This window comes from Sphingomonas sp. PvP018 (assembly GCF_017876865.1).
Classification (GTDB): domain Bacteria; phylum Pseudomonadota; class Alphaproteobacteria; order Sphingomonadales; family Sphingomonadaceae; genus Sphingomonas; species Sphingomonas aerolata.
On record NZ_JAGIOU010000001.1, the window covers coordinates 1,279,122 to 1,297,425 of the forward strand.

The window sequence follows — 18,304 nt, forward strand, 5'->3', positions numbered from 1 at the left end:
CCGCCGACGCAAGCGACCCGTCCGTCGATGCGCTGCGACGGCGTCCAACGTCAAAGCCCCTCCCCGCCATATTGGACGGATCGACGCTCTTAACCGGTCCTACACTTATGCTATGTCATATGTGTGTCCGCCCCGACCTCACAGGCGATCCAGCCCATGACCGCACCGCCGGCGGCGACCCGTTCGCCCCGCACCATCAACCGGGAATTCGTCACCGGCGCCGTGACCGGGGCTGCAGCGTTGATGCTCGTCGGTACCGGCGGCGCCGTTCTGGTCGGCATCTTTGCCCGTCTGACGGGACGCAGTTCCGGTATCGACCAGGGTCTGGTTGTCGCCGTGCTGCTCAATGTCGCGCTGTTGCTATTTGGCTGCCTGCGCTATCGCGCGCTCACTGCCGAGCTCAACGAGGCGACCGATGCGGGTCATCGCGCCCGCGTTCTGGCACAGCGGGATTCGCTGACCGGATTCCTCAATCGCCGCAGTCTGTCCGAAGACGGCGCGACCCTGTTCGGCAGCGCGAGACGCCGGGGCAAGGTGGTGGCGATGCTCACGATCGACGTCGACTTCTTCAAGAGCGTCAACGACATGCACGGCTATGCCGTCGGCGACCAGGTGCTCGTCCATGTCGCGGAGACGATCGCGGCCATCGCCCCCACATCAAGCCTTCTGGCACGCCTGGGCGCGGACGAGTTCGCCTGCGCCTTCGTCTTCGATCCGGCGCATCAAGGGGTGGCAGATCGGATCGCGGAGCGTCTCGTCACCGGCTTCGCGCGGCCCTTCCGTGCGAACGGCGTCGACATTCACGCCACCGTGTCGATCGGCGTCGCCCGCTCGGACGCGGACTGTGCCTCGATCGACGCGCTGTTGCGGAACGCGGACATCGCCCTCCATGCGGCCAAGACGGCGGGCCGCAATCGCCACGTCTGGTTCAACACCGCGATGGAGCAATCGCTGCAGGTGCGCGGTGAACTCGAATCCGGACTTCGCCTCGCGGTCGCCGCGCAGGACATCATCCCCTATTTCGAGCAGCAGGTGGACCTCGCCACGGGGCTTACCACCGGGTTCGAGGTTCTGGCGCGCTGGGACCATCCAACACGCGGGATGATCCCCCCGGACGTCTTCATCCCGATCGCCGAGGAGATCGGCGTCATCGGCGACCTGTCGCTGTCGCTCATGCGCCAAGCCTGTACTGCGGCACGCGACTGGGATTCGGCGCTGACGCTGTCGATCAACATTTCCCCGGTCCAGCTGCGCGACGCATGGCTGGCGCAAAAGATCATCAAGACGCTGGTCGAGACGGGCTTTCCCGCCAGCCGGCTCGAGATCGAGGTCACCGAAAGCGCGCTGTTCGACAATCTGGCGCTTGCCCAGTCGATCGTCGGCAGCTTGAAGAATCAGGGCATCCGCCTGGCGCTCGACGATTTCGGCACCGGCTTTTCCAGCCTTGCGCATCTGCGCGCGCTGCCGTTCGACCGTATCAAGATCGACCACAGCTTCGTCGCGTCGATCCTCGACAATGCGGAGAGCATGGCGATCGTCAACACGATCGTCCGGCTTGGCGACAGCCTGAACCTGCCGGTCACCGCCGAGGGCATCGAGGACGCCGCGGTCGAGGAGCGGCTGCGCGCGCTCGGCTGCGCCAAGGGACAGGGCTATCTCTACGGCCGCCCCATGAACGCCGCGCAGCTGCGCCGGCTGCTCGCCGAACAGCGCCTGCTCGCACACCAGCCCGATGGCGATTTCCCCCCGGTCCGCGGCATAGCGCCACGACTCGCTGGTTGACGGCGGCCTCGCCGCAGCCTGACCACGGGCGTGCCGACTGCCGAGCCGCCATCCTTACTCCAGCCCGCCGCTGCAAGCCGTGGACTTTGCCCCCCGCCCCTCCTAGATCGCGCATCATGCCGTCTGCCCCGCTGCCAGAGGTCGTCAGCCTCGGCTGCCGTCTCAACATCGCCGAAAGCGAGACCATCCGTGCGCTCGTCGCCGGGCGGGACATGGTCGTGGTCAACAGCTGCGCCGTCACCAACGCGGCAGTGAAGGCGACGCGGGTTGCGATCCGCCGGGCCCGGCGCGATCGCCCGGATGCGCAGATTGTCGTCACCGGATGCGCGGCGCAGATCGACCCGGGTGCCTTCGCGGCGATGCCCGAGGTCGATCGCGTGATCGGCAATGCCGACAAGCTCTCCGCCGCAGCCTGGGACATGCCCGCCCCGGTGGTCGTCAGCGACATCATGCAGGTTCGCGAAACCGCGCCGCATCTGGCCGCGAGCTTTTCGACGCATGCCCGCGCCTTTGTCGAGGTCCAGAATGGCTGCGACCATCGCTGCACCTTCTGCGCGATTCCCTTCGGACGCGGACCAAGCCGCTCCGTCCCCGCGGGCGCGGTCGTCGACCGCGTCGCCGGGCTGGTCGATGCGGGACACCGCGAGATTGTGCTGACGGGCGTTGACCTGACCAGCTATGGCCCCGATCTTCTCGGCGCCCCCACGCTCGGCCAGCTTGTCGAGCGCATTCTGCACGCGGTGCCGCGGCTCGAGCGGCTCCGTCTGTCGTCGCTCGACGGCATCGAGATCGACGACCGGCTCTTCGCGCTTCTGACGACCGAGCCCCGGATCATGCCGCACGTCCACCTCTCGCTCCAGGCGGGCGACGACATGGTGTTGAAGCGGATGAAGCGACGTCATTCGCGCGCCGAGAGCGTGGCGCTCGTCCAGCGGCTCAAGACCGCCCGTCCCGACATCGCGATCGGCGCGGACCTGATCGCCGGGTTCCCGACCGAAGACGAGGCGATGTTCCAGAACACGCATGCGCTGATCGCTGACTGCGACATCGTCCATTCGCACATCTTTCCCTATTCGCCACGCGCCGGTACGCCCGCTGCCCGGATGCCGCAGGTCGAACCCGAGATCCGCCGCCGACGCGCTGCGATCCTCCGCGAAACGGGCCAGGCTGTTCGCGCGGCATGGTTGCAGACGCTGGTCGGGACGACGCAGCACCTGCTGGTCGAACGTCCGGGCGACTCCGGCCATGTCGGAAATTTCGCGGAAGTCCTGCTGGACGCGCCTGCGGCACCGGGCGACATCCTCCGAATCACGATCACCGGCGTTCTGGGCGAGCGCCTGAGCGCAACACGGGAATCCCTATGAGCACCACCCCAAGCTGGCACGACAAACTCATCGGCGGCTTCAAGCGTACCTCTGACCGGCTCGTCGGCAATCTCGCGGGCCTCAGCGGCGCGCGGCTCGACGATGCGACGCTCGACGAGATCGAGGAGGCGCTGATCGCATCGGACCTCGGTCCCGAAACCGCCGGCCGCATCCGCCATCGGCTCGCCGAGGGTAGCTTCGAGCGCAACATGGAAGAGCTCGGCATCCGCGTCATCGTCGCGGAAGAGGTCGAAAAGGTCCTCGCCAAGGTCGCCAAGCCGCTTGAGATCGACGCCTTCCCACGCCCGCAGGTTATCCTGGTGATTGGCGTCAACGGGTCGGGCAAGACCACCACCATCGCCAAGCTCGCGCATCTGCTGATGGAACAGGATTACGGCGTCATGCTGGCGGCGGGCGACACGTTCCGCGCTGCCGCGATCGGCCAGTTGCGCACCTGGGCTGAGCGCGTCGGCGTGCCGATCGTCACCGGACCGGAAGGCGGCGACGCAGCGGGCGTCGTATGGGATGCGGTAAAGAAGGCGACCGAGACGGGGATCGACGTGCTGATCGTCGACACCGCCGGCCGTCTGCAGAACAAGCGCGAACTGATGGACGAGCTCGCCAAAATCCGTCGCGTGCTCGGCCGTATCAATCCCGAGAGCCCGCACGACATCGTCCTCGTCCTCGATGCGACGACGGGGCAGAATGCGCTCCAGCAGATTGAAGTCTTCAAGGAGGTGGCGGGCGTGACCGGCGTCGTGATGACCAAGCTTGACGGCACCGCGCGCGGCGGCGTGCTGGTCGCAGCGGCGGAGAAATACGGCCTGCCGATCCACGCGATCGGTATCGGCGAAGGCATGACGGACCTGCGCCCGTTCGACGCAAACGAGGTCAGCCGGATCATCGCGGGCGTCGAGAGCGTCCGAAAATAACCCACAGCCCCGCTCTCCGGTCTTACCGCAATTCCTGGATACAATAGTGACCAAGCCCCCCCTGTCCCCCGGCCTGCGCATGGCGATCGATTATGGTCCGCTCGCGATCTTCTTCGCGGTGAACTTCCTCACCCCCGGCGCACCGATCGCGCGCGTCGTCACCGCGACGACCGCGTTCATCGTCGCAACGATCGTCGCGATGATCGTCTCGAAGGTAAAGGCGGGACAAATCTCGCCGATGCTGTGGATGTCGGGTGCGCTGATCGTCGTGTTTGGCGGCCTGACGATCTATTTCCATGACCAGCGCTTTATCCAGATGAAGCCCACGATCATCTACGCGATGTTCGCTGCCATCCTGACCTTCGGGCTGGTGACCGAGCGCCCGCTGCTTCAGTCGCTGCTCGGCACCGCCTATCCAGGACTGACGGCCGAGGGATGGCGCAAGCTCACGCGCAACTGGATGGTTTTCTTCGTGTTCATGGCGGTGTTGAACGAAGTCGTCTGGCGGAACACCACGTGGGATTTCTGGGTCGGCTTCAAGCTCTGGGGCGCGATCCCGATGACGTTGATCTTCGCCTTTGCCAACATTCCGATGCTGCTGAAGCATGGATTGCAAACGGGCGACAAGGCCGTCACCGACCTGCCGCCCGAAGGGTAATTATAAACCGTCATCCCGGTAAAGCCGGGATGACGGTAACGGGATCGGCTCAGCCAGCGACCTTCGCGTAACGCTCGCCGACGACGTCCCAGTTCACGATATCCCACCACGCCTTCAGATAGCCCGGACGATCATTCTTGTACGTCAGGTAATAGGCGTGCTCCCAGACGTCGTTGCCGAGCAACGGCGTACCGGGCTCCTTGGCATCGTCCATCAACGGATTGTCCTGATTCGGCGTGCTCGTGACCTTCAGCTTGCCGCTGTCATCGGCGATCAGCCATGCCCAGCCCGATCCGAACTGCCCCGCACCCTTGGTGTTGAACTCGTCCTTGAGCTTGTCGAGGCTGCCGAAATCGCGATCGATCGCCTCGGCGAGCTTGCCCGACGGCGCCTGGCCAGTCTTGGCTGCCATGGTCTTCCAGAAGAAGTCGTGGTTCCAGAAACCGCCGCCATTGTTGCGCACGAGGGGCGGCTGCGACGAGATCATACCGAGAATGTCCTCGATCGACTTGCCCGCAAGCGCGGAGTCCTTCTCGACGCCCTCGTTCAGCTTGGCCGTGTAGGCCGCATGATGCTTGTCGTGATGAAACTTCATCGTTTCCTGATCGATCACGGGCTCGAGCGCGTCATAGGCGTAAGGCAGCGGGGGAAGTTCGAAAGCCATCAGGAGTCTCCTCAAAGACAATGGGTGAATGGGGTCGGACGTCAAACGCCCGCGGCACCCAAATGGTCCCCGGACGGTCGTTACACAAGCGGATCGGACGTCGATCAGCCGCCGGCGTGCAACAGTTCGTGCCGCTTCAGGGCATGTCGCAACTGATCATAGCTGAGCCCCAGCGCCTCGGCGGTGGCGCGCTGGTTGAAGCGATGCTCGGCCAGCGCACGCGACAGCAGGTCGCGCTCGAACCGGGACACGCGCGACTTGAAATCCGACGGCCCGTCCTCGCACGCGACGACCGGATCGTCGGCGTCATCCTCTTCCGCGTTACCAGTTCCGCCGGCAGACGCGGCCACCGCTGCCGGCGGCTGGACCAGCTTGCGGTCCGCAGCGCCCGGCCTGTGCGGCGACTGGAATGGATCGATCTCGATCGCATCGATCGGCCCCTCATGCTCCCAGCGATAGACCGCGCGTTCGACGACGTTGCGCAGCTCACGGACATTGCCCGGCCAGTCATAGTCCGCCAGCGCAGCGCGTGCTGAGGGTCCGAACCCCTCCCACCGCTCGCGCCCGAGCTCGGACGCCATCCGTCGACCGAAATGGTCCGCCAGCACCATCACGTCGCCGGCCCGCGCGCGCAGCGGCGGCAGCGTGACGACCTCGAATGACAACCGATCGAGAAGATCGGCGCGAAATTCATGCCGCATCACCTTGTCGGGCAGATGCTCGTTGGTCGCAGCCACGATCCGGACGTCAACGCGCAGCGGCCGCGATGAGCCGATCCGGGTGATCTCGCCATATTCGACGGCGCGCAGCAATCGGTCCTGCGCCGCCATCGACAGCGTGCCCAGCTCGTCAAGGAACAGGGTTCCACCATCTGCCTCCTCGAACCGCCCGACCCGTGCCTTGGTCGCACCGGTGAACGCGCCTGCCTCATGTCCAAACAATTCTGCCTCGATCAGCGTCTCGGGCAGCGCGGCGCAGTTCATGATCACGAGCGGCTGGTCCCAACGCGGGCTCAGCCGGTGGAGTCGCTCGGCGACCAGTTCCTTGCCCGTGCCGCGTTCCCCAATCACGAGCACCGGTCGGTCGAGCGCCGCCGCGCGCGACGCACGTTCGAGCGCTCCCATGAACGCGCCGGACTGGCCGATGACCTGCGTTGTTCTCTCCATTGCCAAAGTGTGGCGGAAATTCCCAACGCATAGCAAGGAACAATCTGCCCGCTCGACGCTCTGCCGGCACAACCGCATGATTTCCGGGCTTTTCTAAAACTGGCACGACTGATGCAAAGCTTTGGACAACCCGCCCAAAGGCGGAACCAACCATCGCCTCAAAGGGGACACATCATGATCAAGACCGACATCGTCCGCACCGTCGCCACGCTCGCCTGCACCTTCGTCGTCAGCGCCACCTTCATCCTCGCGGCGGTGGCGCCCGCACATCAGGCGCCCGCTACGCGACACACCGCAATCGTGGCATAAGGTTCGTCCGCCGCACGAAGACCCTGGAGTAGAATTTACATGGGCATTTTTTCCCGCACCCGCGACATCGTTGCCGCCAACTTCGCCGACCTCATCGAGAAGGCGGAGGATCCGGCCAAGATGATCCGGATGATCATCCTGGAGATGGAGGAAACGCTGGTCGAGGTTCGCGCTTCCGCCGCGCGCACCATCGCGGACCAGAAGGAGATGCGCCGCCATATCGCCAAGCTGGAACAGCTCCAGGAAAACTGGACCGAGAAGGCCGAGCTCGCGCTGAGCAAGGACCGCGAGGATCTTGCCAAGGCTGCACTGGTCGAACGCCAGAAGGCGTCCGACATGGCCGAGCAGCTCAAGGCGGAAGTCGGCGTCCTCGACGATGCACTCAGTGCGTCCGAGGCGGACATCGCCAAGCTGCAGACCAAGCTGCGCGAGGCGCGGACCAAGCAGAATGCGGTGCAGACGCGGCTGGAAAGCGCGAACAACCGCACCCGGCTTCGCGAGATGTATAACGGTCCAAAGACGCACGAGGCTTTCAGCCGCTTCGACATTCTCGACCGCCGCGTCGACGAGGCCGAGGGTCGCGCCGACGCGATGGGGCTCGGTGTCGTCAAGACGCTCGAGGAAGAGATTGCCGAGCTGCGCAGCAACGACAAGGTCGATGCCCAGCTCGCCGCGCTCAAGGCCCGCCTGAAGAAGGACGACTGAAATGGATTTCGAAGGACTCGTTGCCATTCTCGGCGCGCTCGTCGGGCTGCCCTGGTTGATCCTGCATTATGTCACCAAGTGGAAGACCGCACCCAAGATCACCGATGAGGACGAACGACTGCTCGACGAGATGCAGCTCCTCGCCCGCCGGCTCGAGGACCGGGTGCTGACGGTCGAGCGGATCATCGCCGCCGACAATCCCGACTGGAAGCCGGGGCTTGGCACCAGCCAGTCGTCCTATCTGTCCGATCGTCAGGCTGACCGCCCGATCGACACCCGCTTTGAACGCAACATGGATCGGAGGAACTGAAATGTCCGCCAGCCGCACCCAATTCTACCTCGACAAGCAGAACGCCAAATGGAAGGGCGTCTGCGCGGGGATCGCCGACTATACCGGGATCGATGTACTCATCGTCCGCGTCTCGGTCGTCCTGCTGACGCTCGCGGGGGGCTTTCCCTGGACGGTGATCGCCTATTGGCTAGTCGCGTGGATGGGACAGCCCAAGCCGTTCGGGCTGTACGAAACGCCCGACGACGCGAAGTTCTGGCAGGGCGTCCGCTCGAACCCGAAGCGCTCGACCGCAGAGGTCCGCAGCAAGTTCCGCGACATCGACCGTCGTCTCGCCGACATCGAGACGCACTATACCAGCCGGAGCAGCAGCAGCCTCGCGGCAGAGATCGACAGCCTGCGCTGAGACGCGGCGTAGACGGGGAGAATGACGATGAATTGGGGTGGACCGGGTTTCGTCGTCGCGATCATCGCGATCACGACGATGGGATGGGTAATCAACAACTGGATCCGCGCAAAGCATGGCTATGCGCTGGAGGATGAGTGGAGCGGGAAGACGCACCGGGTCGACCCGAAGGACGCCCGCAAGCTGGAGCTACTGTCCGGCGAAAACGAGCGCCTGACCGGCCAGGTCTCCCGTCTCGAAGAGCGAATCGCTGTTCTTGAGCGCATCGCCACCGATCCCGCGGAGCGGACCGCCCGCGAGATCGAGGCTCTCCGCCTCCAGCCAAGATAGAGGACGCCGCCATGATCAGCCCCCTGCTCATTCCCATTCTCGGCATATCCTGCGGCCTGCTCGCGATCTTCGGCGGCGTCTTCGTCAAGCCCTGGTTCGCCTATCGGCAGCGCCGGATGGAAATCGATGCCCAGCTCGTCGCCGAAAAGTTGGCGCAATATGCGGCACAGAATGAACGTCTCGAACAGCGCGTGAGGGTGCTGGAACGGATCGTCACCGACCGCGGGATCGGCCTGGCGGACGAGATCGACCTGCTCCGCGACGAGCGCCCCCTCAACTAGACCCGTATTCAGGAGCTGACCGATGAATCCCTTCACGATGGTCGTCTGTATCGTTTTGATCGTGGCGGTCTCCCGCGTGCTCCGGGCGCGATACCAGGCGCAAGGATCGCTTTCCGCCCCGGCGGATACCGCCGACACGCTGCGACTGCGCGACGAGGTGCGCCAGATGAAGGAGCGCATCCAGGTGCTCGAACGCGTCATCACCGACAACCACAAGAGCGTCGATCTCGACCGAGAGATCGAGCGGCTCCGCGACCGCTAGGAGGAGGCGGACATGACCGAACCGAACGTCTATATCACGCTCGCGCTGACCGGCCTGGTGGCGCTCGCGATGATCGTCACCGCGGGACTCGCCGGCTGGCGCGGCTGGCTGTCGCTCAGGCGCCTGGAGCTCGACCAGGCGCACGACACCGGCCTGCCCGTGGCGGTGTCGACCGGTGCGCGCATCGAGATCGCAGACCTGAAGGAACGCATCAAGAAGCTGGAGGCGATCGCCGCCGGGGTTGACCTGTAGCGCGGCAATCGTGTCCCGCGACACGCGCAGCGGTTGCGGGCGAGATGACGCGGGAGTACCGCGACGCCATGCCCAAGCTAGCCGATATCCATGAGGAATATGACTTCCTCGAACCCGACGACCGCTACCGCCTGCTGATCGACCTCGGACGCGATCTCGAACCCATGCCCGATGCCCTGAAGACGGATGCGACACTGGTTCGCGGCTGCTCGGCATCAGTATGGGTCTATCCGATGAAGACCGACGACGGCCGGCTTCATTTCCTTGCGGATTCGAACGCCGCGATCACCAAGGGTATCATCGCGCTCGTCCTGCAAGCGGTGCAGGACCAACCGCCGGCGGCGATCGTCGCGACCGACATCGGTGCGGAACTGGCGCCGTTCGATCTCGGCAAGCAACTCAGTTCGAACCGGACGCAGGGAATCCCGAACATGATCGCGTTGATCCGCGAGACCGCCGAACGCTACGCCAGCTAGGCGGCCTTGAGGCCGTCTTCCACCCGGGAAGGGGACGGCGGAGCGGCATCACCCCCGCGCAGCGTCGTTACGATCTCGCCAACGTCGGCGCCGGCGGGGACCAGCATCCACCGATCCGGCCTGGCCGCATCGATCATCACGACCGCATTCTTGGGGCATACCCCGAGACATTTGACTTCGACCACGCCGCGGTCGGCCTTGCGTCCCTTCTTCAGCCCGAACGCGGCGCGCAACAACTTGGCGAGCGGCGTGCGGCGCTTGTCGCCGAACCCGCCTGCAAGCTTCTTCGAACATTTGCCGCAGACCAGCACGCTGCCCTGCCAGCGGCTCGCCAGCACGCGGATCACGCCGGCTTCCACGTCCGTGCATCCTCTGCGGCGCGCAAGACCTCGTAAGCGGCCTGGACACCCTGAAACCGTGTTGCTGCATCCTTGTCGCCCGGACGCACATCGGGGTGATTGGCCTTGGCCATTCGCCGCCACGCGGCACGGACATCCTCGAACGTCGCATCGGGTTCGAGCTGCAGCACTTCAAGCGCACGCATCTCGTCGCGCGACCGACTGCCGTCGCCCGATCCCGCCCAGGCATAATGCTTAGGATCCGCATAGCCATCCGCGGTGCGCGTTTCCGCCGCCTCGCGCTCGGCGGCTTCCTCAGCGCTCAGACCTTCGAAATAATTCCAGCCGCGATTATACTCGCCCGCATGCGTCATGCAGAAATACCAGCGGTCCGGGCTGTTGGGCGATTTCGGCGCCGGGCAATTGCCGGGTTCGTTGCAGCCGTGCCGGTCGCACAATCGAACCGTCACCGCCTCGCTGCTCGAGCCATAGCCGCGCCACCGCGGAAATCCCCAATCGGGTGTACGTGTCGTGCTTCGCGCCATAGCCGTTCGAGATAGGCGTCCCCACCGACAACGCAACCGCGTACCGCACCGCCAAACGATCAAGCCACGCGGCCGTACCTGCGGCCGGGACCGACATTGCGCCTTGAGTCAGGAGGCGTTCATCGCCTAATGAACATGAATAAATTGTCATCTGGCATAGGGTAAAGCGTCTGCTCCGGGCGCATCCCGGCCGACGTCGCGGCGACAGGAGCCTTGGTGCAAACTCTCATTCCGAAGCTAAGCACGTGGCGGGCCGATCTTCCCGCGTCGATCGTGGTCGCCCTTGTTGCCCTGCCCCTGTGTCTGGGCGTTGCGCTAGCGTCAGGTGCGCCACTGTTCGCAGGCGTCATCGCCGGAATCGTCGGCGGCATCGCTGTTGGGCTATTCTCGAAATCGCCGCTGTCGGTCAGCGGACCGGCTGCGGGCCTGACGGTAATCGTCCTTGCGGCGATCGAAAGCATGCCGAGCTACCAGATGTTCCTGATGGCCGTCGTGCTGGCGGGCGTGCTTCAGATCGGGTTTTCGCTGACGCGCGCGGGTATCCTCAGCGAATTCGTGCCCTCCTCGGTGATCACCGGGATGCTGGCCGCGATCGGCCTGATTCTTATCCTCAAGCAAATTCCGCACGCCGTCGGCTTCGACCGCGAGGCCGAGGGGATCTTCGAATTCTCCACCGCCAACGGCGTCAACACCTTCTCGCGAATCATCGAAAGCCTGAGCGCGAGCGTGACCCCCGGTGCAATCCTGATTGCCGGGATCAGCCTGGCATTCCTGTTCTGGTGGGACGGCGCGAAACCAAAAAATGGCCCGCTCCGGTTCGTCCCCGGCCCGCTCGTCGTCGTCCTGATCGGCGTACTCGGCAATGCGTTGCTCGGCGCTGTGAAGCCTGATTGGCAGCTCCAGGCGACACATCTCGTCCAGGTACCCGTCACGCAGAAGCTTTCCGAATTTCCCACGCTGTTCACGCTCCCGGACTTTTCCGGCATCAGCATGGGCATCGTCTGGACAACTGCGGTCACGCTCGCAATCGTCGCGAGCTTGGAGTCGCTGCTCAGCGTGAAAGCGGTCGACGAGATCGATCCGCGCCGTCGCTCCACCGACAAGAACTGGGAGTTGCTCGCGCAGGGCGGGGGTAACATCCTGTCGGGCATGATCGGCGGGCTTCCCGTCACGTCGGTGATCGTCCGATCGTCGGCCAATGTCGACGCCAAGGCGGAGAGCAAGCTTTCGACCATGCTCCACGGCTTCTGGCTGCTGATCAGCGTTGCACTGATCCCGTCGCTGCTGAACCTGATCCCGCTCTCCGCGCTTGCCGCGGTGCTGATCGCGACCGGTTACAAGCTGACCAAGCCGAAGCTGTTTCTGGAACGCTACAAGCAGGGCTGGACGCAGTTCATCCCCTTCGTCGTCACGGTCGGCGCGATCCTGTTCACCGATTTGCTCGAGGGCATCGTGATTGGCATCGTAGTCGGCTTCGTGTTCGTCATTGCACGCAACTTCCGTACCGCGATCACCTTTGCCTGCGATGGCGACGACTGCCTCGTCCGTGCCCGCCGCAACCTGTATTTCATCCACAAATATGAATTGCAGAAGTCGCTGAACCGCGTGCCTGACAATACCCAGGTGCTGATCGATCTGTCGTCGACCAGCTATGTCGACCTCGACAATATCGACATCATCAACGCATTCATCAAAGGCGCGGAATATCGCGGTATCACCGTCAGCCTGCGCGGCGATATCGCCGGCAAGCGTGCTGCGTTGATCAACGCGCCATCGAGCGAGGTTCTGTACACATGAGACGCTACAAACAGCTGCTGCTCGCCAACAAGGCCTGGGTCGCAGAGCATACCGACGAGAATCCCGACTTCTTCAGCCGCCAGACGGTCGGCCAGAAGCCGGAATTCCTGTGGATCGGCTGCTCGGACAGTCGCGTCAGTCCCGAACAGATGACGATGACTCAGCCGGGCGGGATGTTCATCCACCGCAACATCGCCAACCTCGTCAACGATCACGACCTGAACCTCATGTCGGTGCTGCAATATGCGGTCGACGTGCTGAAGGTGAAGCATGTCATCGTATGCGGCCATCACGGTTGCGGCGGCATCATGGGTACGCTGCAAGGTGGCCTGGACGGTCCCGTCGACGAGTGGCTCGACACGGCGCGCGAAGTGCTGCGCGATCACCGCGACGAGATCGATGCGCAGCCTACCGAAGAGGCCAAGGTCAATCGCTTCGTCGAGGTCAACGTCCGCGACCAGCTCGTTCGCCTCGCGCGCACCAAGACGGTGCAGGATGCATTCGCCAAGGGCCAGGAACTGGCGCTCCACGGCTGGGTGTACGACATGCGCGACGGCCACATCAAACCGCTGATGGAGATCGCCGCCGATACTGTTCTCGACGAGATTGGCAGGCCGGACAAGGTGCTGGTCTAGGCTTGAAGCAAAGTCAGCGTCCACCCTGCCGCCTAACGGATTGGCAGCAGGGTGTACACGAACCCCGACGGACGTCACATTGCGGCCCGAACGCCGCAACGTTTAGCCCGGCAAGGTGAACCTGATACGATTCACCGTTGCGCCACAACCCAGCCCGCCGTCCGGACGATAGGTCTTCGCGAATTTCACCTTGGTGAGGAACTTCGTTCCAGCCTCGGAAAAGATGAACGGCGGATAGCTCAGCAACGCGCGCTGATTGATGACATGGCCATCGGCTGCGACGTCGAACTGGAGCTGGGTCCACCCCTCAAATCCCCAGCGCTGTGCCTCCATGGGAAATGCCTCCGAACCCGGCATGGCGATCATCTTGGGCGGGGCATCCATGATCGCGCACTGATTTGCCGTCAGCCCACTTGATGCGAATGTCGCGCGCGCCGCCTCGATCTGCCCATTGCTTTCCTCGATCGCGGCAATCCGGATCAAGGCACCCACCCGCAACGGATCGTTCGCCTGAAGTCCCTTGTCCTCCGCGACCTGCCGCAGGATCGCGAGCGACACGCCGTTCTTGTCCGACTTGCGGGATCGCGACACATTGCCGTCGACCATCATCAGCCGGATCGCGGCCCGAGCCTGCGGATCATTTGCGTAGACGGGGTCTGACAGCAGCGGCGATACCGTTCGATGATAGACGCCTGGCTTCCAGATGTCGGTGACCGCATTGATACGCGCGGGCAGATCGAAAGCCAGGCGTGCGCTTGGTGGCGCATCATTCGCCGTGGCAATAGCCAAACCACGCGCATGCAGAGCGGCGCGCTCTTCCTGTGCTACGGTCGGATTGCCGGTTACCCGGTAAAGCGCCGCCAACGTCTTCAATCCGTTCGGCGACTGGGTCATTGCCAAGGCCAACTCCGCGCGCTGCGCACCCAAGGCCGCCGCCGCCGGCCCTGTCGGCGCGGGCGGAACCGCCACGCCTTTATCCGCCAGCCACTGCTCGAGAGCCCCGCCCAGCCCGTCGCCGATGGACGGACGCTCGAACGCGGTCGAACACCGCATTTCGACCCGCACATTATAGCGGTAGAAGGCTGGGATCGCCTGCACGTCTGCCGCGGGCCATGACCAGCCCTTGACCGCGCGCGCAAATTCCAGCGCTACCTGGCCTCCGCCTGCTGCGTAGATTGGCCGCGCCCGCTCTATAGTGCCGTCGTCTGCAATGTTGAACTCGACCACGGCAACATCATTGGGCTTCAACCCCGCATCCCCGCCGCAATCGGGGGATCGCATCTCTGCTGCAGGGTCGAACGATCCCTTCTTCATCCGCCCGGCGCCGGTATAGGCCATATAGCGCCGCGCTTCGTCGGCATTGCCACCAAGCAGAAAAGCGATCGCGGCATCGGACCGCGCCGCCGCGTCCATCGGGTCGATCTTGGCCGTTTCCATACCACCAAGAAGCTTCACCGCTTGCAACGAACTGGCACGCGCACCGGCGATATCGCCTGTATTCAGCTTCTGGATAGTCCGTTCTCTGACGAACCGGGCGGCGGTTCTATTGTCGAGCTTCGAATTGGCGATCAACGTATCGCTCCGCGCCAGCGTTGCCGCCGCGGCCGCCGGATCGACAAACGTCTGTACCGCAACCAGTGACAGCATCGCCCCCAGCTTGTCGGCGCTACTGATCGCGGCAGCCTCCGCCTGCTGAAGCGCGGTGACCGCGCCGGCATAGTCGAGCGTGTCGGTGGCAACCTGGCCGAGGATGAGAAAGGCGCGCGTGCGATCTTCCGCAAGGCTCGCATCGCCTGCCGGAAGCAACGCCAGGCCAGCCCGCGCGGCCCTTACCGACTCATCGGGGCGTTTCAGTGAGAACAGTACGGGTGCCTTGCGCACCAGGACGACGCCGCGATTGCGCGATCCTGCCTTGGTTCGCGCTTCGAGTTTTTCCCAAGCCGCGAGCGCCGCCGCGCGATCGGGCGTCGCATCGAGCGCGGCCGCCGCTTCGAAATCCTGCTGAACCGTCGTCGATGCTGCCGTTTGTGCAACGCCCGGCACCGATCCGCAGATCATCGCCAGCACGCCCGCATGCAAAGCCGCGGCCCCATTGATACGCATTACGTCCCCCCTGAGAATTCGGGATAGTCTGCAATGCTTCAACAATGGATGCCAGAGGGTCTGTAAGCCGGGTTCTGTCCATTTCCGACCCTTCGGTCGAAAGTTGGGCGACCATTCCTCTAGGACGACGGTTGCCCGCCGCCTCAAGCAATCAACCCGGGTGACGAGCCGGAACGAAGCCCATGTGCCACCCCTATTCGATCTTGCTCCCGGTGGGGTTTGCCGTGCCGCCCCTGTTACCAGGCGCGCGGTGCGCTCTTACCGCACCCTTTCACTCTGACCGCCCCGGCTTGCGCCGAGGGTTGGCCGTCTGCTCTCTGTGGCACTGTCCCTGGGGTCACCCCCGCCGGGCGTTACCCGGCACCGTCGTTCCGCGGAGCCCGGACTTTCCTCGCGGATGCCATTACAACACCCCCGCGGCCGCCCGACCCTCTGGCGCGCCGATCCCTAGTCGTCACCCATCGGTTTGGGAAGCAGCAAAGCGAGCAGGATGCACCGGCATTCCGCATCGATCTCGCCGTCCACCAGCTCGGGGCGAAACCGGCGCTGGAACGCCATGATCGCCGCCATCCGGTTCTCCACGTCATAGCCGAACCGTTCGAGCGCGAGGCAGAACCCGCCCTCCGTCCAGCCGGGATCCATCAGATTCTTGGTCGGCCGCGGCAGCGCAAGCCGGCGTCGCGCCAGTTCGTGCCACGGGAACAACTCGCCGGGATCGCGCTTGCGCGTCGGCGCGATGTCGGAATGACCGACGATGTTACCCCGCGTGATCTCGTGGCGGTCCTTGATCTGCGCCACCAACGGCAGCAGCGCGGCGATCTGTTCGGGCGGGAACGGGCGATAGCCGAACTCATGCCCAGGATTGACGATCTCGATGCCGATGCTTGCCGAATTGACGTCCTCGATCCCGCGCCAGTGTGACCGTCCCGCGTGCCAAGCCCGCTTGTCCTCGGCGACCATCCGCAGGACGGTACCGTCCTCCTCGATCAAATAATGCGCCGACACCTTCGCGTCCGGATCGCGCAGGCGGGCAATCGCGGACGGGCCGTCCTGCATGCCGGTATAGTGCAATACGATCATGCTGACAGGCAGCGTTCGGTCATCGAAATTCGGTGACGGCGTCTCGATGATCGTCAAGCCAGCTTCCCCTCCAGCCGGTCCGCGCGTGCGGTCCGGATCGTGACGATCGCGACGCCAAGCATCGCAACGCCTCCGCCTGCAAGCATCAATAGCGTCAACGGGTTGCCGAAGTAATAGGCCGCGGCGAACACCGAGATAATTGGTGCGGCGAGCGTCATCGGCGTGACCACGCTAACCGAATGACGCTGCAACAGCCACGACATCGAGCCCTGGCCGATCACCGTCGATCCGATCGCGGAAAACGCCACCCAGCCGACCGTGCGAAGCGGCAGGTCGGGGATCGCGCGCATCGCTACGGGCTCGGTGATCATCGCCACAACCGCCATTACCAGGCTCCCCATCAGCCCGACCCAGGCATAGATCGTCAGGACCGGCACGCCGACGAGCCGCCGCTGGATCAGCGACGTGATCGCCCAGATCAGGCTTGCCAACGCCGTCAGCGCCAGACCCGCGCCCTCGCGCGCCGCCGACGGATCGAAGACCAGCAGCACCACTCCCAGGATCGAAAGGCCGATCCCCAGCATCCGGGGCCAGTGGATCCGTTCGCGAAAGACGACGATCGCGAGCAGCAGCGCGAACGGGACGCCAAGCTGGCCCGCGATCGCCAAAGCGCCGATATTCGTCGCGACCGACAGCGACAGATTGATCACCAGATAGAAGATGCCGCCCGACAACAGTCCGAGCAGTGCCAGCGTCGCGGTCCGTCCCGGCACCAGCCGGAACCAGCTCGCGCAGACCGCAAACACGATGACCTGGCGCAGGAACCCGGCCGTCATCGGCGCGATTTCTGTCACCGCCATCTTCACGGCGATGATGTTGAGCCCCCACAGAACGTTCATCACGACGACGATCGCAAAGTCGCGCAGGCCGAACCGATGCGTCGCTGGAGGTGCGGCTTGGATCGTCATTCCCCAACGCTTGCCGGGATCGTGCCGCGATGTAAACTGCCGCAGCACTCTATCGCGGGATCACGGCGCGGACGAGCGAAGCCCCGGATCGGCAGGGTTTGACGACGGCGTTTCGTAGAAGCCGCGATAGCGCTGGCTCGGCTCGAACAACGGGGTCTGCCCGCTCACCGTCTCCCCCGCGCCCATGACGAACAGGCCGCCGGGCCGCAGCGTCCGTGCGATCGTCGAGAACACCCGCAATTTCGTCTCCGCCGTCAGGTACAACAGGACATTGCGGCACAGGACCAGGTCGAAACGTCCTGCCGGCGCCGCATCGGACACCAGATTTACCCGCCGAAACGTGACCAGCTTCACCAGCTCGGGCTTGGCGACCCAGTCCGCGCCGACACCGTCGAACCACCGCATCATCCGACGGATCGGCAACCCGCGCTGAATCTCGAACTGCGTGAAACGGCCCGACCGTGCGCGCGCGATTGCGGCGCCCGAAACGTCGGTCGCGATGATGTCCGGAACCGGCGCACCCGTCATCTCGTGCCGCTCGGCGAACAACATCGCCAGCGACAGCGGCTCCTGCCCGGTCGAACATCCCGCGCACCAGATCCGGATGCGATGACCGGCGGTCTCGGCATCCGCGATCGCCGCGACGAGGTGCTCGAAGACCTGCGCGTCCCGGTAGAAGGACGTTTCCTGGTTCAGCAGCGCGTCGACGATATGCTCGCCGATCTCCCGATCCTTTCCGGCCAGCAACTGCGCAACCAGATCATCCAGGCTGCCGAGCTGGCGTTCACGCAACAGCGGCTTGAGCGCTGTATCGAGGCGCCAGGAGCGATAGGCCGCGATCTGTTGTCCCGTCCGCGCTTCCAGCAGCGCGGTCAGCACGTTGATCGTCGCCTGGGAGGCCGCCGGGGTCGGTGAGGACGACGGAGCCGCGGTTGGCATGCTCCGCCCGCGCAACGCTGACG

Annotated in this window: 23 protein-coding genes and 1 other RNA gene; 15 read left to right on the top strand and 9 right to left on the bottom strand. The window is 64.5% G+C overall.

From position 1 onward, the window contains the following. The first annotated feature begins 156 nt into the window (after nucleotides 1–156). The 4 genes from J3A66_RS05310 to J3A66_RS05325 all read left to right on the top strand — a co-directional run bounded on the left by J3A66_RS05310 (nucleotide 157) and on the right by J3A66_RS05325 (nucleotide 4,736). Nucleotides 157–1,782 (top strand): EAL domain-containing protein, encoded by a 1,626-nt coding sequence (locus J3A66_RS05310; RefSeq protein ID WP_183935325.1) that lies wholly within the window; start codon nucleotides 157–159, stop codon nucleotides 1,780–1,782. Between the two features lie 116 nt (nucleotides 1,783–1,898). After that, nucleotides 1,899–3,146 (top strand): tRNA (N(6)-L-threonylcarbamoyladenosine(37)-C(2))-methylthiotransferase MtaB, encoded by a 1,248-nt coding sequence (mtaB, locus tag J3A66_RS05315; RefSeq protein ID WP_209567639.1) that lies wholly within the window; start codon nucleotides 1,899–1,901, stop codon nucleotides 3,144–3,146. Then, nucleotides 3,143–4,078 carry a signal recognition particle-docking protein FtsY gene (gene ftsY, locus J3A66_RS05320; protein ID WP_031396330.1) on the top strand — a complete coding sequence of 312 codons (936 nt, stop codon included), beginning with the start codon at nucleotides 3,143–3,145 and terminating at the stop codon, nucleotides 4,076–4,078. Before mtaB ends, ftsY begins: the two co-directional genes overlap by 4 nt. A 46-nt stretch (nucleotides 4,079–4,124) precedes the next feature. Further along, nucleotides 4,125–4,736: a septation protein A gene (locus J3A66_RS05325; protein ID WP_348633994.1), complete on the top strand. Its 612-nt coding sequence runs from the start codon at nucleotides 4,125–4,127 to the stop codon at nucleotides 4,734–4,736. Between the two features lie 49 nt (nucleotides 4,737–4,785). Here J3A66_RS05325 and J3A66_RS05330 read toward each other — a convergent pair whose 3' ends face one another. Beyond that, nucleotides 4,786–5,400: a superoxide dismutase gene (locus J3A66_RS05330; protein WP_031396332.1), complete on the bottom strand. Its 615-nt coding sequence runs from the start codon at nucleotides 5,398–5,400 to the stop codon at nucleotides 4,786–4,788. 104 nt (nucleotides 5,401–5,504) lie between these two features. Beyond that, complete coding sequence (gene pspF, locus J3A66_RS05335) at nucleotides 5,505–6,566, bottom strand: phage shock protein operon transcriptional activator (RefSeq protein ID WP_209567642.1); 1,062 nt, start codon at nucleotides 6,564–6,566, stop codon at nucleotides 5,505–5,507. 174 nt (nucleotides 6,567–6,740) lie between these two features. Here pspF and J3A66_RS19415 point away from each other — a divergent pair, with 174 nt between their 5' ends. The 9 genes from J3A66_RS19415 (at nucleotide 6,741) to J3A66_RS05375 (ending at nucleotide 9,876) form a co-directional block, all read left to right on the top strand. Then, nucleotides 6,741–6,875 carry a hypothetical protein gene (locus J3A66_RS19415; RefSeq protein WP_260171278.1) on the top strand — a complete coding sequence of 45 codons (135 nt, stop codon included), beginning with the start codon at nucleotides 6,741–6,743 and terminating at the stop codon, nucleotides 6,873–6,875. Between the two features lie 39 nt (nucleotides 6,876–6,914). Then, nucleotides 6,915–7,580, top strand: a complete 666-nt coding sequence (pspA, locus tag J3A66_RS05340; RefSeq protein ID WP_031396334.1) for a phage shock protein PspA — start codon at nucleotides 6,915–6,917, stop codon at nucleotides 7,578–7,580. Nucleotide 7,581: 1 nt separating this feature from the next. Further along, the gene (gene pspB / locus J3A66_RS05345; RefSeq protein ID WP_037528521.1) at nucleotides 7,582–7,890 is read left to right on the top strand and encodes an envelope stress response membrane protein PspB; all 309 of its coding nucleotides are present in this window, start codon (nucleotides 7,582–7,584) and stop codon (nucleotides 7,888–7,890) included. Between the two features lies 1 nt (nucleotide 7,891). Continuing rightward, nucleotides 7,892–8,275: an envelope stress response membrane protein PspC gene (gene pspC / locus J3A66_RS05350; protein WP_209567644.1), complete on the top strand. Its 384-nt coding sequence runs from the start codon at nucleotides 7,892–7,894 to the stop codon at nucleotides 8,273–8,275. 27 nt (nucleotides 8,276–8,302) lie between these two features. Further along, nucleotides 8,303–8,605, top strand: a complete 303-nt coding sequence (locus tag J3A66_RS05355; protein WP_031396337.1) for a hypothetical protein — start codon at nucleotides 8,303–8,305, stop codon at nucleotides 8,603–8,605. Nucleotides 8,606–8,616: 11 nt separating this feature from the next. Continuing rightward, nucleotides 8,617–8,886, top strand: a complete 270-nt coding sequence (locus J3A66_RS05360) for a hypothetical protein (RefSeq protein ID WP_209567646.1) — start codon at nucleotides 8,617–8,619, stop codon at nucleotides 8,884–8,886. Between the two features lie 22 nt (nucleotides 8,887–8,908). Further along, on the top strand, nucleotides 8,909–9,148 hold the full coding sequence (locus tag J3A66_RS05365) for a hypothetical protein (protein ID WP_031439668.1): 240 nt from the start codon (nucleotides 8,909–8,911) through the stop codon (nucleotides 9,146–9,148). A 12-nt stretch (nucleotides 9,149–9,160) separates the two neighbouring features. Further along, nucleotides 9,161–9,400: a hypothetical protein gene (locus J3A66_RS05370; RefSeq protein WP_056680440.1), complete on the top strand. Its 240-nt coding sequence runs from the start codon at nucleotides 9,161–9,163 to the stop codon at nucleotides 9,398–9,400. 68 nt (nucleotides 9,401–9,468) lie between these two features. Continuing rightward, complete coding sequence (locus J3A66_RS05375; protein WP_081874150.1) at nucleotides 9,469–9,876, top strand: SufE family protein; 408 nt, start codon at nucleotides 9,469–9,471, stop codon at nucleotides 9,874–9,876. Here the strand turns inward: J3A66_RS05375 and J3A66_RS05380 are convergent. Beyond that, nucleotides 9,873–10,235: a (2Fe-2S) ferredoxin domain-containing protein gene (locus J3A66_RS05380; RefSeq protein WP_348633995.1), complete on the bottom strand. Its 363-nt coding sequence runs from the start codon at nucleotides 10,233–10,235 to the stop codon at nucleotides 9,873–9,875. The genes J3A66_RS05375 and J3A66_RS05380 overlap by 4 nt on opposite strands. Beyond that, nucleotides 10,220–10,759 (bottom strand): J domain-containing protein, encoded by a 540-nt coding sequence (locus J3A66_RS05385; protein ID WP_031439670.1) that lies wholly within the window; start codon nucleotides 10,757–10,759, stop codon nucleotides 10,220–10,222. Before J3A66_RS05385 ends, J3A66_RS05380 begins: the two co-directional genes overlap by 16 nt. A gap of 216 nt (nucleotides 10,760–10,975) precedes the next feature. Between J3A66_RS05385 and J3A66_RS05390 the strand changes: the two genes are divergently transcribed. Then, a complete protein-coding gene (locus tag J3A66_RS05390; protein WP_081874151.1) occupies nucleotides 10,976–12,556 on the top strand; it encodes a SulP family inorganic anion transporter in 1,581 nt (526 codons plus the stop codon). After that, nucleotides 12,553–13,191, top strand: a complete 639-nt coding sequence (locus J3A66_RS05395) for a carbonic anhydrase (protein WP_209567648.1) — start codon at nucleotides 12,553–12,555, stop codon at nucleotides 13,189–13,191. The genes J3A66_RS05390 and J3A66_RS05395 overlap by 4 nt, the downstream gene beginning before the upstream one ends. Nucleotides 13,192–13,293: 102 nt before the next feature. Here the strand turns inward: J3A66_RS05395 and J3A66_RS05400 are convergent, their stop codons facing one another. The 5 genes from J3A66_RS05400 to J3A66_RS05420 all read right to left on the bottom strand — a co-directional run bounded on the left by J3A66_RS05400 (nucleotide 13,294) and on the right by J3A66_RS05420 (nucleotide 18,281). Beyond that, the gene (locus tag J3A66_RS05400) at nucleotides 13,294–15,339 is read right to left on the bottom strand and encodes a hypothetical protein (protein WP_209567650.1); all 2,046 of its coding nucleotides are present in this window, start codon (nucleotides 15,337–15,339) and stop codon (nucleotides 13,294–13,296) included. Between the two features lie 2 nt (nucleotides 15,340–15,341). Further along, nucleotides 15,342–15,730: RNase P RNA component class A (rnpB, locus tag J3A66_RS05405), an RNA gene on the bottom strand. An 11-nt stretch (nucleotides 15,731–15,741) separates the two neighbouring features. Next, a complete protein-coding gene (locus tag J3A66_RS05410) occupies nucleotides 15,742–16,431 on the bottom strand; it encodes an N-acetylmuramoyl-L-alanine amidase (RefSeq protein WP_031396348.1) in 690 nt (229 codons plus the stop codon). Next, nucleotides 16,428–17,342 (bottom strand): DMT family transporter, encoded by a 915-nt coding sequence (locus tag J3A66_RS05415; RefSeq protein ID WP_031439674.1) that lies wholly within the window; start codon nucleotides 17,340–17,342, stop codon nucleotides 16,428–16,430. Before J3A66_RS05415 ends, J3A66_RS05410 begins: the two co-directional genes overlap by 4 nt. Before the next feature lie 60 nt (nucleotides 17,343–17,402). Next, nucleotides 17,403–18,281, bottom strand: a complete 879-nt coding sequence (locus tag J3A66_RS05420; RefSeq protein ID WP_244654796.1) for a protein-glutamate O-methyltransferase CheR — start codon at nucleotides 18,279–18,281, stop codon at nucleotides 17,403–17,405. Nucleotides 18,282–18,304: the final 23 nt, after the last annotated feature.